The following is a 14893-nucleotide window of genomic DNA, read 5'->3' as shown; positions in this document are numbered from 1 at the left end:
ATAACCTCACTGATCGCCCTGGCCCAGGGCAGAAGGAGAAAGTGTAACATGGACACCGCCCCCGAACCGAATTTTCTGTCCGTTATCGGTGATATTTACGTTTCGGGCAACCACCGAGGCCTGCGGCGCGGTCACCGTGACCGGATCATCGCTTTTGAGCGTGCCGCCCTGGATATCGATAGTGGCGGAGTTGAATTCCGCATGCATGCCGTTCGAAAGCTTGATGGTGAAGGGTTCGTCGATCTCGAGGTGCTCGGTCGCGCGGTTGTAGAGCGTGCGCGCCGCATCGACGATCGCCGTCACCGAATCCTCGACCGGGACCTGGGCGACCACGTTTTCCAGCAGCACGGTGCTGTCATCGGGATTGGCGGCGGGAAGAAGCGCCCGGTCGGCTTTCAGCGAATACGGTATGCCGTCGCGGTTGCGACCGGTGATGCCGGGATTGGTCATGACGATCATGCCGTCTTCGATGGTGGCCGCGCCAAGCGATACATTTTCGGGCATCAGCGATTGCACGAAGGCGGTGGCGATCAGCGCGAGCGCGATCGCGAATGCGGCGATCGGCAGCAATATCTTCAGCCGCCGAACGGTGCGCGAGTGCTTTGCCGCCCTGCGGAAAGCCTGATCGATCGGCGTTCGGTCTGCTGCCTCGGAAATGCTCATGCCGTGCCGTTTCGGTGTCCATTGCGCGCTTTTATTACAAGCGTCACGATTATTATGTTTTGCGATCGAGAACAAGTTGACCATCTAGGCATCGGAAGTCCCGCAATCAAGCGGAGGTGCTGTGTGGCGGACCGATTGTCAAGCGGCACCGCGATTGGGGCCTTCGTTCGGGGTCGCTCGGGCGAAAACGCCGTCGCCGGGGTTCCCAACCCGCAAAATCGCTCCATCTTATGCCTACGCATACTTGAAATCGGGGTTGCGTATAACGTAAACAGGTCAGGTTTGAGGCGTTACACGGCTGAATCAGACCTTCACCGGCGTCAGACCGGCGTCCGGGGGGACGAAGTCGTCTTGTCGCCGATCTGACTTGTTGACGGGCCATAGTCTGTCGGGCAGACTAATTGGCATTGAAAATCATGGATTTGAGGGGTCGAATGTGATCAAGTCGGAGCTGGTTCAGATTGTTGCGGCACGTAATCCGCATCTCTATCACCGCGATGTCGAGAACATCGTGAACGCCATTCTCGATGAAATCGCCGATGCGCTGGCCTCGGGCAACCGGGTCGAACTACGCGGTTTTGGCGCTTTTTCGGTGAAAAACCGACCCTCGCGCTCGGGCCGAAACCCGCGCACCGGCGACGCGGTATTCGTCGAGGAAAAGTGGGTGCCGTTCTTCAAGACCGGCAAGGAACTGCGCGAACGCCTCAATCCTGATCAGAAAGACGGCAATTGACCGCTGAATGCGGCGACACTATCGGGGCGGGCACATCATGACCAGGAAACTGATCAACATTCTCATTCTGGCGCCGGTCGGGGTCGTGCTCATCGTGCTTTGCGTGGCAAACCGCCAGTCGGTGTCCATGGCGCTCAACCCGTTCAATGCCGACGACAAGGTGCTTTCCGTCTCGGCGCCGTTCTTTGTCTATATCTTCGCCGCGTTCATTCTGGGATTGATCTTCGGCTCGCTGGCGACCTGGTTTTCCCAGCGCAAGTACCGCAAAACGGCCAAGGCGAAGCGCCGCGAGGCTGCCGAATGGCGCGCGGAAGCCGATCGCCAGAAAACCCGGCCCGCCGAATTGCCGCAAACGCGGCCGCTCGACCGGCTGCCCTCGGCCTGAGGCTGTGCCGACAGGACTTGCCATTTTCCCGACAGGGCTGATAAACCGCGAGCTTCCGACCAACCCGGGATACGGTCTTTCATGACGCCTTCGAGACAGGACAAGACGCGCCGCAAGCCCGGCAGGGGCGACGGCCGCAATGCGCCGTCCGTCAAGGCAGCGCAGGATCAAAATCCGCGCCGCCGCGATGAGCAGCGCGAACCGGGCGAGCGGAAAAGCCGCCAGCCGGAGCCGCAATGGGTGGCGATGAAGCAGGGCGAGCGGCCGGCCGAACGCATTCCCCATATTCTCGAATCGGCATCGGCGGACGGCTTCCATCTGATCGATAGCGGCCATGGGCTGAAGCTCGAACAATATGGCGACTATCGCATCGTGCGCCCTGAAGCCCAGGCGCTGTGGCCGCCGCTGCTGGATGAAAAGACCTGGGCCAATGCCGATGCGGTGTTTACCGGCGATACCGATGAGGAGGGCATGGGCCGGTGGATGTTTCCCAAGGCGGCGCTGGGCGAAACCTGGCCGCTTCGCATTCTGGATGTCGATTTTCTGGGGCGCTTTACCGCGTTTCGCCATGTCGGCGTGTTTCCCGAGCAGATCGCCCACTGGCAGTGGATGCGCGACGTGCTGGAGGCCGCGGGAAAACGCGGCGGCGCGAAGCCGAAGGTGCTCAACCTGTTCGGCTATACCGGCGTCGCCTCGCTGGTGGCCGCGGCCGCCGGCGCGGAAGTGACCCATGTCGACGCCTCGAAGAAGGCGATCGGCTGGGCGCGCGAGAACCAGGCGCTGTCCGGCCTTTCCGACAAGCCGATCCGCTGGATCTGCGACGACGCCATGAAATTCATCGAGCGCGAGGCGCGGCGCGGCAATCACTACGACATCATCCTGACCGACCCGCCGAAATTCGGTCGTGGTCCGAATGGCGAGATCTGGCAGCTGTTCGAACACCTGCCGAAAATGCTCGATCTCTGCCGCGCGATCCTGAAGCCCGATGCGCTGGGTCTGGTGCTGACCGCCTATTCGATCCGCGCCAGCTTCTACTCGATCCATGAGCTTATGATGGAGACCATGCGCGGCTTCGGCGGCGTGGTCGAATCGGGCGAACTCGTCATCCGCGAGAGTGGGGTTTCCGGAAACGAGCCGGGCCGGGCGCTCTCGACCTCACTTTATGCGCGGTGGTTGCCACAATGAGCTTCGACAGGGAACGCGCCCCGCGCGTCGGCACGGTCAAGGAGGTCACCAGCCTCTCCAATCCGATCATCAAGGATATCAGGGCGCTCAGCCAGAAGAAGCATCGTGAGGAAAGCGGCACGTTTCTCGCGGAAGGACTGAAGCTGATCATCGACGCGCTTGAACTCGGCTGGATGATCCGCACGCTGATCTACGCCAAGTCGGCCAAGGGCAAGCCGGCGGTCGAAAAGGCGGCCGCCAAGACCGTCGCCTCCGGCGGGCTGGTGCTCGAGGTCTCGGAAAAAGTGCTCGGCGCGATCACCCGCCGCGACAATCCGCAGATGGTGGCCGGCGTGTTCGAAAGCCGTTACCGGCCGCTTGCCGAGATCACGCCGAGGAAAGACGAGACCTATATCGCGCTCGACCGGGTGCGCGATCCCGGCAATCTCGGCACGATCATCCGCACGGCGGATGCCGCCGGCGCATCGGGGATCATTCTCGTTGGCGAGACGACGGACCCATTCTCGCTGGAGACGGTGCGTGCGACGATGGGATCGGTGTTCGCGCTGCCGGTCTCGCGCGCCGAGCCGCGAGCCTTTCTTGAGTGGGCGAAAAAAAGCGGCGCGGAAATCGTCGCGACCCATCTGGCGGGCTCCGTCGATTACCGCACCATCGACTATACCAAAAAGCCGGTCGTGCTCCTGATGGGCAACGAGCAGCAGGGCCTGCCGGCCGAACTTGCCGAAGGCGCGGGCAGGCTTGCGCGCATACCGCAGCAGGGTCGGGCCGATTCGCTCAATCTGGCCGTCGCCACCGCCGTGATGCTTTACGAGGCGCGCCGCCACCTTCTGTCGCTTGAGGAGCCCGGCCGATGACATCGCCGCTTTCCCGTCCGGGGCCTGCAATCCTGTTCATCGTGATCGCCGTTCTGATCGACGCGGTGGTGAAATATGCCGTCGAGATCTATCTTCCGCTGCACCGGACCTATGACGTGCTGCCGTTTCTGGGTCTGTTCAAGACCTATAATCCGGGCATCGCGTTTTCGCTGCTTTCCGACACCAATGGCTGGGCGCTGGTGGCGATGCGTCTGGTGATCGTCGCGGTGGTGATCTATCTCTGGCGCCGAACCGCGCCGGGGCAGGCGTTCGCGCTTTTCGGTTTCGCGCTGGTGGTGTCAGGCGCGCTCGGCAACATTCTCGACCATTTCATCTATGGCCACGTCGTCGATTACATCCGCTTTCATGTCGGCAACTGGACGTTTCCGATCTTCAATCTCGCCGACAGCTACATCACCATCGGCGCCGTGATGATCTTCATTCAGGAGTTCCTGCTGAAGCAGCCGGACAAGGACGACGCCTGAGGGGCTTCAGCGCTATATTAGCGGAACTGTTGCCCATTCAATGACTTGGACCATGGCCTCGCGGGCGTGTTCGACGTTGGCGGTTCGTCAAAAGCGGCTGGACCTTGTTCCCGCCATGTATTACAGTTTCTTACAGCTGGGCGGTTGCCCGGATAGCACGGAAACGGCGCGGGGAGGTCTTGAGCCAAGCCTTCTCCTGCCCTCAGATTGCGGGATGCGGCTGTCACGAACCTGTCGCAGTAAAGTGCTTTATGACACCCAAGACAAATAATCCGGAACGTGCGATGACGATGGAAGTTCTTGATCTTCTGCAACCGTCGGTCCCCGGTAGCCCCATTGCCATGGCGGGCGACGGCGTACTCGGCCGCATCGGCAGCATGGAAACCCGGATTGCAGAGACGGCGGCGGAGATCGATGCCGCTCAATCCATCCGCTACCGCGTTTTCGTTGAGGAAATGCAAGCCCGCCTGCCGGAAGACGCGATGCGGGCAAAGCGTGATTTCGACCGCTGGGATGACATCTGCGACCATCTTCTGGTGATCGACCGCAAGATCGAGGGCGAGCCCGAAGATCAGATCGTCGGCACCTACCGGTTGCTGCGCCATGAGGTCGCGATGGAACACGGCGGATTTTATTCCGATTCCGAATTCCAGACCGCCGGCCTCGTCGCTCGCCGTCCCGAGGTCCGGTTCATGGAACTCGGCCGGTCCTGCGTGTTGCCGGATTACCGCAGCAAGCGCACCGTGGAACTGCTCTGGCAGGGTAACTGGGCCTATGCGCTGAAGCACGATATCGGCGTGATGTTCGGCTGCGCCTCCTTCCACGGTACCGACCCCGCCGCCCACGCCATGGCGCTCTCCTTCCTGTATCACAACGCCCGCGCCACCGGCGACTGGTCCGTTGCCGCCCATCCGGAACTGGCCGTCGACATGAACCTGATGCCGGCCGAAGACGCCTCGGGCCGGCGCGCGCTCACCGGCCTGCCGCCGCTGATCAAGGGCTATCTGCGCCTCGGCGCGATGGTGGGCGAGGGCGCCGTGATCGACCACGCCTTCAACACGACCGACGTGCTGATCGTGCTTCCCATCACCTCGATTTCGGACCGCTACCTGAATTATTACGGCGCCGACGCCGGACGCTTCGCGAGCTGAGCGGTTTCTTAGCGGCGAACCGCATAGCCCCCAATAATCTCCCCCCTTGAGGGGGAGATGTCGCGAAAGCGACAGAGAGGGGTATGGGCATAAGCCGCAAGCTCCGAGCATGAGGAAAGGGTTCACCCCTCTCTGCCCCTGTTGGGGCATCTCTCCCTCAAGGGGAGAGATTGTAGGCTGAGAAGCCTTTTAGGCGTCGATAGGCCGAGCTTGGATCGAGCGCAGCGAAACCGGACAGGCCTCCATTCACGTTTTGCCCAGCTTTCTTGCCGCCGACCCTTTCGAGCCGCAGAAATTCGTGACAGATGAAAGGGACAATCCCTTCATATCGAGCGTGCGCCGTGGCAGACGATAATCGTATCCCGACCGAAGAACTGATCTCCGAGGAAAGCCGGGCATCGGCAACGCCGATGATGGAGCAGTATATCGAGATCAAGGCCGCAAACCCCGATCTTCTGCTGTTCTACCGGATGGGCGATTTCTACGAGCTGTTTTTCGATGATGCCGTGGCGGCCGCGCGCGCGCTGTCGATCACGCTGACCAAGCGGGGCCAGCATCTCGGCCGCGACATTCCGATGTGCGGCGTGCCGGTCCATGCCGCCGACGATTATCTCCAGAAACTGATCGGCCTCGGCTTCCGGGTCGCCGTCTGCGAGCAGACCGAGGATCCGGCCGAGGCCAAGAAGCGCGGCTCGAAATCCGTGGTCAGGCGTAACGTCACCCGTCTGGTGACGGCGGGCACGATCACCGAGGACAAGCTGTTGGCCCCCGGCGAAAGCAACTACCTGATGGCGCTGTCGCGCATGAAGGGCGAGGGGGAAAGCAATTACGGTCTTGCCTGGATCGATATTTCCACCGGGGTTTTCCGGGTTTGCGCGACATCGCAAAGCCGCCTTGCCGCCGATATCATGCGCGTCGAGCCGCGCGAACTGCTCGTCGCCGACACCGTGTTTTCCGACGAAAAGCTGCGGCCGGTCTTCGATCTTCTGGGGCGCGCGGTCTCTCCGCAGCCGGCCGTGCTGTTCGATGGCGCCACCGCGCAGGATCGTCTCGGCCGCTTCTTCGGCGTTGCCACGCTCGATGGCTTCGGGCGGTTTTCCCGGCCGGAGCTTTCCGCCGCCGCCGCCGCCGTCGCCTATGTCGAAAAGACCCAGATCAACGAGCGCCCGCCGCTTGGCATTCCCGAGCAGGACGGCGCTTCGGCCGCGATGTTCATCGATCCCGCTACCCGCGCCAATCTCGAACTGGTGCGCACCATGGCGGGCGGGCGCGACGGGTCGCTGCTGAAGGCGATCGACCGGACGGTGACCGGCAGCGGCGCGCGCCTCCTCGGCGAACGGCTGATGTCGCCGCTGACGGACGCGGAAACCATTCATGCCCGCCTGGATTCGGTGAGCTTCTTCCTCTCCGACGTTGCGCGCTCGGATGCGGTTCGCGACCATCTGAAGCAGCTTCCCGACATGCCGCGCGCGCTGTCGCGTCTGGCGCTCGATCGCGGCGGCCCGCGCGATCTCGGCGCGATCCAGCGCGGCCTCGCCGTTGCCCGCGCGATTGCCGATGTGCTTTCGGACGCCGATCTGCCGGCGGAACTCGCAGCTGCGCTTGCATCGCTGCAGGCGCTGCCGCACGACCTCGAGCAGCAACTCGCTGCCGCCCTTGCCGATGAGTTGCCGCTCCTGAAGCGCGACGGCGGTTTCGTGCGCGAAGGCGCTGATAACGCCCTCGACGAGGCCCGGGGGCTGCGGGACAAATCGCGCCGGGTGATTGCCGGGCTGCAGGCGCAATATGCCGAGGAAACCGGGGTCAAGGCGCTGAAGATCAAGCACAACAACGTGCTCGGCTATTTCATCGAGGTCACCGCCGGCAATGCCCGCGCGCTGACCGAGGGCGATGCGGCGAAGGCGAAGTTCATCCATCGCCAGACCATGGCCAACGCGATGCGGTTCACCACCGCCGAGCTTGCCGATCTCGAAAGCCGGATCGCCAATGCCGCGGGCGAGGCGCTGGTGATCGAACTCCATACCTTCGAAACCCTGCGCCGCAATGTCGTGGCCGCCGCCGAACGCCTGAAGAAGGGCGCGCTCGCGCTTGCGGTTGTCGATGTGTCGGCCGCCTTTGCCGTGCTGGCCGAGGCGGAGGCCTATTGCCGGCCGCTGGTCGACGAGACCACGGCGTTCGAAATCGAGGGCGGACGTCACCCCGTGGTCGAGCAGGCGCTGCGCAAGCAATCGGCGGGGCCATTCGTTGCCAATGACTGCACGCTGTCGCCGGTTACGGGCGAAAACGGCTGTCTCTGGCTGCTGACCGGACCCAATATGGGCGGTAAATCGACCTTTTTGCGCCAGAACGCACTGATTGCGATCCTCGCCCAGATCGGGGCCCATGTGCCGGCCGCAAAGGCCCATATCGGCATTGTCGACCGGCTGTTTTCGCGGGTCGGAGCCTCCGACGATCTGGCGCGCGGGCGCTCGACCTTCATGGTCGAGATGGTCGAGACGGCGGCGATCCTCAATCAGGCGGGCCCCCGCTCGCTGGTGATCCTCGATGAGATCGGCCGCGGAACGGCGACTTTCGACGGGTTGTCGATCGCATGGGCGGCGGTCGAGCATCTGCACGACGTCAATTGCTGCCGGGGCCTGTTCGCCACCCATTTCCATGAGTTGACCGCGCTTTCCGAAAAGCTTCCCCGGCTGGTGAACGCGACCATGCGGGTCAAGGAATGGAAGGGCGACGTGGTGTTTCTGCATGAGGTCGGGCCCGGGGCGGCCGACCGCTCATACGGTATCCAGGTTGCCCGTCTCGCGGGCCTGCCGGCCGCCGTGGTCAGGCGGGCGAAGAACGTGCTGTCGCGGCTCGAGGATGCCGACCGCAAGAACCCGGCGGCAAGCCTGATCGACGACCTGCCGCTGTTCCAGTCCGCCATGCGCGCGCCCGAGCCATCGCCCGGAACCTCCGGGGTCGAAGCCATGCTCGCCGATATCAGGCCCGACGACATGACGCCGCGCGAGGCGCTGGAAACGCTCTACGCCCTGAAGCGGAAAATGCATGATGCCGTTTCCATTGGCGAGTGATTTGCTTTAAGAAACCTCCGGCGGCGCGAGAACCGCCGAGGAAAAGGCAGGTCTATGCAGACACAAAGGCCAGTACAGCGCGGGCCAGAACAGCGCGAGCGTGCCGCGCAGAACGCGATCAAGACCGCCGCGGCGCCAGCGAAGGCTGATCTATACGCCATGACGGAGGTGTTCGACCCCTCAGTGCTGCGCAACGAACTGCGCGCGATCGCGCGCAAGCATGCCGGCAACCCGGATGCGGTGCGCCAGGCAATCCTTGCGCGGCTGAAGGAGGTCAATGCCGCGGGCCGCGCCCGTGCCTACGAACTGCTGAAGGCCGATGGCGGCGGGCTGGAATGCGCCCGGCGGATTTCCTGGCTCGAAGACCAGGTGCTGATTGCGCTGCATGACCTCGTCACCCGCACGATTTTTCCCGATACCCGCAAGGAATTCGCGGTCACCGCCGTCGGCGGCTACGGACGTGACACGCTGGCGCCGGGCTCCGATATAGACCTTCTGTTCCTGATCGACGATTCCGACCGGGAAGAGACCCTGAAGGCGATTGAATATATTCTCTACATGCTCTGGGACATGGGCCAGAAGGTCGGTCATGCGACCCGCAGCGTGACGGAGTGCATCAAGCTTTCCAAGGCGGACATGACCATCCGCACCTCGATCCTGGAAATGCGCTACATCGTCGGGCGCAAGGCGCTTGCCAATGCGCTGGAGCGGCGTTTCGACAAGGAGGTGGTGGCCGATACAGGTCCGGATTTCATCGCCGCCAAGCTCGCCGAACGCGATCAGCGCCACCAGAAATCCTTCGATACCCGCTATCTCGTGGTTCCCAATATCAAGGAGGGCAAGGGCGGCCTGCGCGATCTCAACACGCTGTTCTGGATCGCCAAATATTACTACCGGGTGCGCGATACCGCCCAGCTTGTGGAACTCGGCGTGTTGTCGCGCCAGGAACTGAAGCTGTTCCTGCGGGCCGAGGATTTCCTGTGGACGGTGCGCTGCCACCTTCATTTCCTGACCGGCAAGGCCGAAGAACGGCTGTCCTTCGACGTCCAGGCTGAAATCGCGGCCGCCCTCGATTATCAGGACCGACCCGGCCTGTCCGCCGTCGAGCGGTTCATGAAGCATTATTTCCTGGTCGCCAAGGATGTCGGCGACCTGACCCGCATCTTCTGCTCCGACCTTGAAGAGCAGCAGGCCAAGGCCTCGCCGTCGATCGGGCAGGTGGTCTGGTCGAAGCTTTACAAGCGCCAGCGCAAGATACCGGGGTCGCTCGAATTCGTCTCCGACAGCGGCCGGATCGCGCTCGCCGAGCCGGACGTGTTCAAGAAGGACCCGGTCGCCCTCATCCGCTTCTTCTACGTCGCGGTGATCAACGACCTCGAATTCCATCCGGATGCGCTGAAGGTGGTGACGCGCTCGCTGTCGCTGATCAATGCCGAACTCCGGGAAAACGAGGAGGCCAACCGGCTGTTTCTGTCGATCCTGACCTCGCGCAACGATCCGGCGCTTTATCTGAGGCGCATGAACGAGGCCGGCGTGCTCGGCCGGTTCATTCCGGAATTCGGCCGTATCGTTTCGATGATGCAGTTCAACATGTATCATCACTTCACCGTCGACGAGCACCTGATCCGCGCGGTCGCCGTGCTGTCGGAGATCGACAATGCCGGCGGTCAGTCGGAGATCCATCCGCTTGCGGCAAGGTTGATCCAGTCCGTCGAGGACCGCGCCGTGCTCTATGTCGCGGTGCTGCTGCACGATATCGCCAAGGGTCGCAAGGAAGATCATTCGATCGCCGGCGCCCGGGTTGCGCGCAAGCTGTGCCCGCGTTTCGGAATGACGGCGAAGCAGACCGAGCTTGTCGCCTGGCTGATCGAACATCATCTGCTGATGTCGATGACCTCCCAGACCCGCGACCTCAACGACCGCAAGACCGTGGTCGATTTCGTCGACAAGGTTCAGTCGCTCGACCAGCTCAACCTCCTGCTGATCCTCACCGTCTGCGATATCCGCGCCGTCGGGCCCGATGTCTGGAACGGCTGGAAGGGGCAATTGCTGCGCACGCTTTATTACGAAACCGAAATCCTGCTTTCCGGCGGTTTCTCCGCCGTTTCGCGCAAGGCGCGGACCGAGCGCGCGATCGAGGTGCTGGAGGATTCGCTTACCGGCTGGGAAGATGCCGCACGGCACAAATATGCCAATCTGCACTACCAGAACTATCTTCTGTCGGTGCCGCTGGAGGATCAGGTCCGCCATGCCCGCTTCATCCGCGAGGCCGACAAGGCGCGGCACTTGTTTTCCACCATGGTGCGTACCAATGCGTTTCACGATATTACCGAGATCACGCTTCTGGCGCCCGATCATCCGCGATTGCTGTCGATCATCGCCGGCGCCTGCGCTGCAACGGGGGCGAACATTGCCGACGCCCAGATATTCACCACCACCGACGGCCGCGCGCTCGACACCATCCTCCTGAACCGGGCGTTTGACGATGACGCCGATGAATTGCGGCGCGCAAACACCATCGGCAAGCTGATCGAGGACCTGCTTGCCGGCCGCAAGCACGTCAACGAACTGATCGCGGCGCGCAAGCGCGAGCGCCGTTCGGTGCGGCCATTTTCGGTGCCGACTCATGTCTCCGTGTCGAACAAGCTCTCCAATATCTTCACCGTCATCGAGATCGAATGTCTCGACCGCACCGGCCTGCTGGCCGATGTGACCCAGACGCTGTCGGAGCTTTCGCTGGATATCCAGACGGCGCGGATCACGACGTTCGGCGAGAAGGTGATCGACAGTTTCTACGTGACCGACCTCGTCGGCGCGAAGATCACCAGTGAAAGCCGGCAGGCTGCGATCGTCGAAAGGATGAAGGCGGTGCTCGACGAAAAGGGCGACGACTACCGCAAGGGCATGCCGCCGGGCATGCTGTTGCCGGCCGAAAACGGTACGCGGGCCCGACGCGTCGATGCAAAGGACGGACGCGACAAATGAGCCTCGTCGGCAAGTTCGCCACCGTTGGCGGCGCGACGTTTGCGAGCCGGTTGTTCGGCTTTGCACGCGAAACCATGATGGCGGCGGCGCTCGGCACCGGCCCGATGGCCGACGTGTTCTACGCTGCCTTTCGTTTTCCCAACCTGTTTCGCCGGCTGTTTGCCGAGGGCGCGTTCAACGCCGCCTTCGTGCCGCTGTTTTCCAAGGAGATCGAAGAAAGCGGGATCGACGGCGCCAAGCGGTTTTCCGAGCAGGTTTTCGGCGTGTTGTTCACGGCGCTGTTTCTCATCACCGTGGTGATGGAACTGTCGATGCCGCTGATCGTGCGCTTCGTGATCGCGCCGGGCTTTGCCGACGACGCCGAGAAATTCGAGATGACGGTGCGGCTGTCATCGGTGATGTTTCCCTATCTGATCTGCATGTCGCTGATGGCGATGATGAGCGGGATGCTGAACTCGCTGCACCGCTATTTCGCCGCGGCGATCGCGCCGGTGTTTCTCAACGTCGTGCTGATCGCCGTTCTTGGCTATGGCGTCTGGGTCAGCGCCGATCCGGTGATGATGGCGGAATATCTGTCCTGGGGGGTGCTTGGCGCGGGGATCATCCAGCTCGCCGTCGTCTGGTTCGATGTGCGGCGCGCCGGAATTCGCTTCACCTTCCGTTTGCCCAGGATCACGCCGAAGATCAGGCGGCTGGTGGCGCTTGCCGTGCCGGCGGCGATCACCGGCGGCGTCATCCAGATCAACCAGCTGATCGGTCAGGCGGTGGCCTCCGGCAAGGATGGCGCGATCTCGTCGCTGCAATACGCCGATCGCCTCTATCAGCTTCCCCTCGGCGTCGTCGGCGTGGCGGGCGGCGTCGTGCTGTTGCCGGAACTGTCGCGGGCGCTGAAGGCCGGTCACTTTTCCGAGGCCGGGCACATCCAGAACCGCACCATCGAATTCGTGCTGTTCCTCACCGTTCCGGCGGCGTTCGGGCTGATGATGATCTCGACCGAGATCACCCGTGTGCTTTATGAACGCGGGGCCTTTACCCCCGAGACCACGGCGCTGGTGGCCGCGATCATGACGGTCTACGCCTTCGGCCTGCCGGCCTTCGCGCTCACCAAGGCGCTGCAACCGGCCTTTTATGCGCGTGAGAACACCAGGCTGCCGATGCGTTTCACGATGATTGCGGTAGGAATAAATTCCGTGCTGGCGATCTCGCTGTTTCCGATCCTCGCCGAACGCGGCATCGCGCTTGCCGAGGTCGTATCGGGCTGGACCAATGTGGTTCTGCTGGCGACCACGCTTCTGATTTCCGGTCAGTTGAAGTTCGACCGCCTGCTGATGCGCCGGGTGCCGCTGATCATTCTGAGTGCGGCGGCGATGGCTGCGGCGGTGAAGTTCGCGGCGGTGAAGCTTTCGGCCTGGTTTGCGCCGGGCGCGCCTTTCCTGCAGCAGCTTGGCGGTGTCGCGATCCTGCTCGCGATCGCCATGGCGGTCTATTTCGGCCTCGTGCTCGTCACCGGCGGCGTCAACCGGACGCTGATCAAACGGCTTGTCAAACGCCGCTGAGTTCTGCGTTTGACGCGCCGCGCGGCTCGGTGCATAAGCGCTGCCAGCAAAGTCCAACCAACCGGGCCTTCCACCCGTCCGAAAGAGAACTGACATGAGTGAATTCAAGCCGCAAATCTTCTCCGGCGTCCAGCCGACCGGCAATCTGCATCTCGGCAATTATCTGGGCGCGCTCCGAAAATTCGTGGCGCTTCAGGACAAGATGGATTGCATCTATTGCGTGGTCGACATGCATTCGATCACCGCCCAGCTCGTTCATGAAGACCTGAAGGGCCAGACCCGCGCGATCACCGCCGCCTATCTCGCCTCCGGCATCGATCCGGTGAAGCATATCGTGTTCAACCAGTCGAAGGTTCGCGAACACGCCGAGCTTGCGTGGATCTTCAACTGCGTCGCCCGGATCGGCTGGATGAACCGGATGACCCAGTTCAAGGACAAGGCCGGCAAGGACCGCGAGAACGCCTCCCTCGGCCTGCTCGCCTATCCGAGCCTGATGGCGGCCGACATTCTGGTGTACCGCGCCACCCATGTGCCGGTCGGCGACGACCAGAAGCAGCATCTGGAACTGACCCGCGATATCGCGATGAAGTTCAATCTGGATTTTGCGAAGAAAATCCGCGCGGCCGGAACCGGTGTCGACATCACGGTCGGCAATGAGCCGGTGCATGCCTTCTTCCCGATGGTCGAGCCGTTGATCGAAGGCCCTGCGCCCCGGGTGATGAGCCTGAAGGACGGCACGAAGAAGATGTCGAAATCCGACCCGTCCGACCTGTCGCGCATCAACCTGACGGATGATGCCGATACCGTGGCGCGCAAGATCCGCAAGGCCAAGACCGACCCGGATGCGCTGCCGAGCGAGGTCGAGGGCCTGAAGGGCCGGCCTGAAGCCGACAATCTCGTCGGCATTTTCGCCGCCCTTTCGGATCGCACCAGGGCCGATGTTCTTGCCGAATTCGGCGGCCAGCAGTTCTCCCAGTTCAAGCCGGCGCTCGCTGATCTCGCGGTCTCGGTGCTGGCGCCGATTACCGCCGAAATGCGGCGTCTGGACGCCGATCCGGGCCATATCGACGCGGTCCTCAAGGATGGCGGCGAGCGCGCGGGCGCGATTGCGGAAGGTACCATGAAGGACGTTCACGAGATCGTCGGTCTGCTCTGACGCTTGTTTTTTTCCCATCTATGGTATGATGCGCGCCTGGCCTCCGGATCAACGGTCGGGCCCGGCCGCAGCTTTGTCTTCAGGCCAGGCCTGCTGTTTTCAGATTGCCGAGCTGGCTTTTTTTCAGATTAATGGGGTGACGCGACAATGGTTTCCAAACGTCTTTCCGGCGAGGCCGGACATCGCCGAAAATTCATGGCCATCGTGGACGATACGCCCGAATGCATCCGCGCCGTGCGTTACGCCGGTCGCCGCGCCAAGAATTCAAATGGCGGGCTGGTGTTGTGCTACATCATTCCCCAGCAGGATGTGCAGGAGTGGATCGGGGTTCAGGAAATCATCCGCGCCGAGGCGCGCGAGGAGGCCGAAACGATTGCCAACCGCGCCGCCGAGAATGTTCGCGAGGCGATCGGCATCGATCCGGAAATCGTTATCCGCGAGGGCGATCGCGCCGAAGAGATCAACGCCGTGGTCGAGGAGGATCGCGATATAGCGATCCTGGTGCTGGCCGCCGGTCCCGCCAAGGAGGGCCCCGGCCCACTCGTTTCGATGCTGGCGGCGCGCGGCAATGCGTTCACGATCCCCGTGACGGTTCTGCCCGACGGGCTCGACGACGCCGATATCGATGCGCTCTGCTGACCCTTGCGTTTGAGCGCCCGAGCGCCGATA

Annotated in this window: 12 protein-coding genes; 11 read left to right on the top strand and 1 reads right to left on the bottom strand. The window is 62.7% G+C overall.

Features of this window, described 5'->3' with window-relative positions; translation table 11 throughout:
* Nucleotides 1-6: 6 nt before the first annotated feature.
* Nucleotides 7-663 (bottom strand): LPS export ABC transporter periplasmic protein LptC, encoded by a 657-nt coding sequence (lptC, locus tag HQ843_RS22965; RefSeq protein ID WP_180901021.1) that lies wholly within the window; start codon nt 661-663, stop codon nt 7-9.
* A gap of 436 nt (nt 664-1099) precedes the next feature.
* Between lptC and HQ843_RS22960 the strand changes: the two genes are divergently transcribed.
* The 11 genes from HQ843_RS22960 to HQ843_RS22910 all read left to right on the top strand — a co-directional run bounded on the left by HQ843_RS22960 (nt 1100) and on the right by HQ843_RS22910 (nt 14863).
* Nucleotides 1100-1396 carry an integration host factor subunit beta gene (locus tag HQ843_RS22960; RefSeq protein ID WP_180901022.1) on the top strand — a complete coding sequence of 99 codons (297 nt, stop codon included), beginning with the start codon at nt 1100-1102 and terminating at the stop codon, nt 1394-1396.
* Nucleotides 1397-1433: 37 nt separating this feature from the next.
* Nucleotides 1434-1781 (top strand): LapA family protein, encoded by a 348-nt coding sequence (locus tag HQ843_RS22955; protein ID WP_180901023.1) that lies wholly within the window; start codon nt 1434-1436, stop codon nt 1779-1781.
* Between the two features lie 81 nt (nt 1782-1862).
* Nucleotides 1863-2966, top strand: coding sequence for a class I SAM-dependent methyltransferase (locus tag HQ843_RS22950; protein ID WP_180901024.1), 1104 nt, complete (start codon nt 1863-1865; stop codon nt 2964-2966).
* A complete protein-coding gene (locus HQ843_RS22945) occupies nt 2963-3820 on the top strand; it encodes a TrmH family RNA methyltransferase (protein WP_180901025.1) in 858 nt (285 codons plus the stop codon). The genes HQ843_RS22950 and HQ843_RS22945 overlap by 4 nt, the downstream gene beginning before the upstream one ends.
* Nucleotides 3817-4305 carry a signal peptidase II gene (lspA, locus tag HQ843_RS22940; protein WP_180901026.1) on the top strand — a complete coding sequence of 163 codons (489 nt, stop codon included), beginning with the start codon at nt 3817-3819 and terminating at the stop codon, nt 4303-4305. The genes HQ843_RS22945 and lspA overlap by 4 nt, the downstream gene beginning before the upstream one ends.
* A gap of 290 nt (nt 4306-4595) precedes the next feature.
* Nucleotides 4596-5456 carry a l-ornithine N(alpha)-acyltransferase gene (olsB, locus tag HQ843_RS22935; RefSeq protein WP_371822151.1) on the top strand — a complete coding sequence of 287 codons (861 nt, stop codon included), beginning with the start codon at nt 4596-4598 and terminating at the stop codon, nt 5454-5456.
* A 341-nt stretch (nt 5457-5797) separates the two neighbouring features.
* On the top strand, nt 5798-8527 hold the full coding sequence (gene mutS / locus HQ843_RS22930; protein WP_180901028.1) for a DNA mismatch repair protein MutS: 2730 nt from the start codon (nt 5798-5800) through the stop codon (nt 8525-8527).
* 54 nt (nt 8528-8581) lie between these two features.
* Nucleotides 8582-11512, top strand: a complete 2931-nt coding sequence (locus HQ843_RS22925; protein WP_180901029.1) for a [protein-PII] uridylyltransferase — start codon at nt 8582-8584, stop codon at nt 11510-11512.
* Nucleotides 11509-13068 carry a murein biosynthesis integral membrane protein MurJ gene (gene murJ, locus HQ843_RS22920; protein ID WP_180901030.1) on the top strand — a complete coding sequence of 520 codons (1560 nt, stop codon included), beginning with the start codon at nt 11509-11511 and terminating at the stop codon, nt 13066-13068. The genes HQ843_RS22925 and murJ overlap by 4 nt, the downstream gene beginning before the upstream one ends.
* 94 nt (nt 13069-13162) lie before the next feature.
* Nucleotides 13163-14224 carry a tryptophan--tRNA ligase gene (gene trpS / locus HQ843_RS22915; RefSeq protein WP_180901031.1) on the top strand — a complete coding sequence of 354 codons (1062 nt, stop codon included), beginning with the start codon at nt 13163-13165 and terminating at the stop codon, nt 14222-14224.
* 147 nt (nt 14225-14371) lie between these two features.
* Nucleotides 14372-14863, top strand: coding sequence for a universal stress protein (locus HQ843_RS22910; protein ID WP_180901032.1), 492 nt, complete (start codon nt 14372-14374; stop codon nt 14861-14863).
* Nucleotides 14864-14893 lie beyond the last annotated feature (30 nt).

It is taken from the genome of Martelella sp. NC20, from assembly GCF_013459645.1.
GTDB lineage: Bacteria > Pseudomonadota > Alphaproteobacteria > Rhizobiales > Rhizobiaceae > Martelella.
The sequence above is the reverse complement of the archived record's forward strand: the minus strand, read 5'-3'. Positions and strand labels throughout refer to the sequence as shown.

Bases quoted from the DNA above. Each gene is read 5' to 3' on its own strand.
- lptC (WP_180901021.1), bottom strand. From the start codon at position 663: ATGAGCATTTCCGAGGCAGCAGACCGAACGCCGATCGATCAGGCTTTC.
- HQ843_RS22945 (WP_180901025.1), top strand. From the start codon at position 2,963: ATGAGCTTCGACAGGGAACGCGCCCCGCGCGTCGGCACGGTCAAGGAG.
- olsB (WP_371822151.1), top strand. From the start codon at position 4,596: ATGGAAGTTCTTGATCTTCTGCAACCGTCGGTCCCCGGTAGCCCCATT.
- HQ843_RS22955 (WP_180901023.1), top strand. From the start codon at position 1,434: ATGACCAGGAAACTGATCAACATTCTCATTCTGGCGCCGGTCGGGGTC.
- HQ843_RS22925 (WP_180901029.1), top strand. From the start codon at position 8,582: ATGCAGACACAAAGGCCAGTACAGCGCGGGCCAGAACAGCGCGAGCGT.
- trpS (WP_180901031.1), top strand. From the start codon at position 13,163: ATGAGTGAATTCAAGCCGCAAATCTTCTCCGGCGTCCAGCCGACCGGC.
- murJ (WP_180901030.1), top strand. From the start codon at position 11,509: ATGAGCCTCGTCGGCAAGTTCGCCACCGTTGGCGGCGCGACGTTTGCG.
- HQ843_RS22910 (WP_180901032.1), top strand. From the start codon at position 14,372: ATGGTTTCCAAACGTCTTTCCGGCGAGGCCGGACATCGCCGAAAATTC.
- lspA (WP_180901026.1), top strand. From the start codon at position 3,817: ATGACATCGCCGCTTTCCCGTCCGGGGCCTGCAATCCTGTTCATCGTG.
- HQ843_RS22950 (WP_180901024.1), top strand. From the start codon at position 1,863: ATGACGCCTTCGAGACAGGACAAGACGCGCCGCAAGCCCGGCAGGGGC.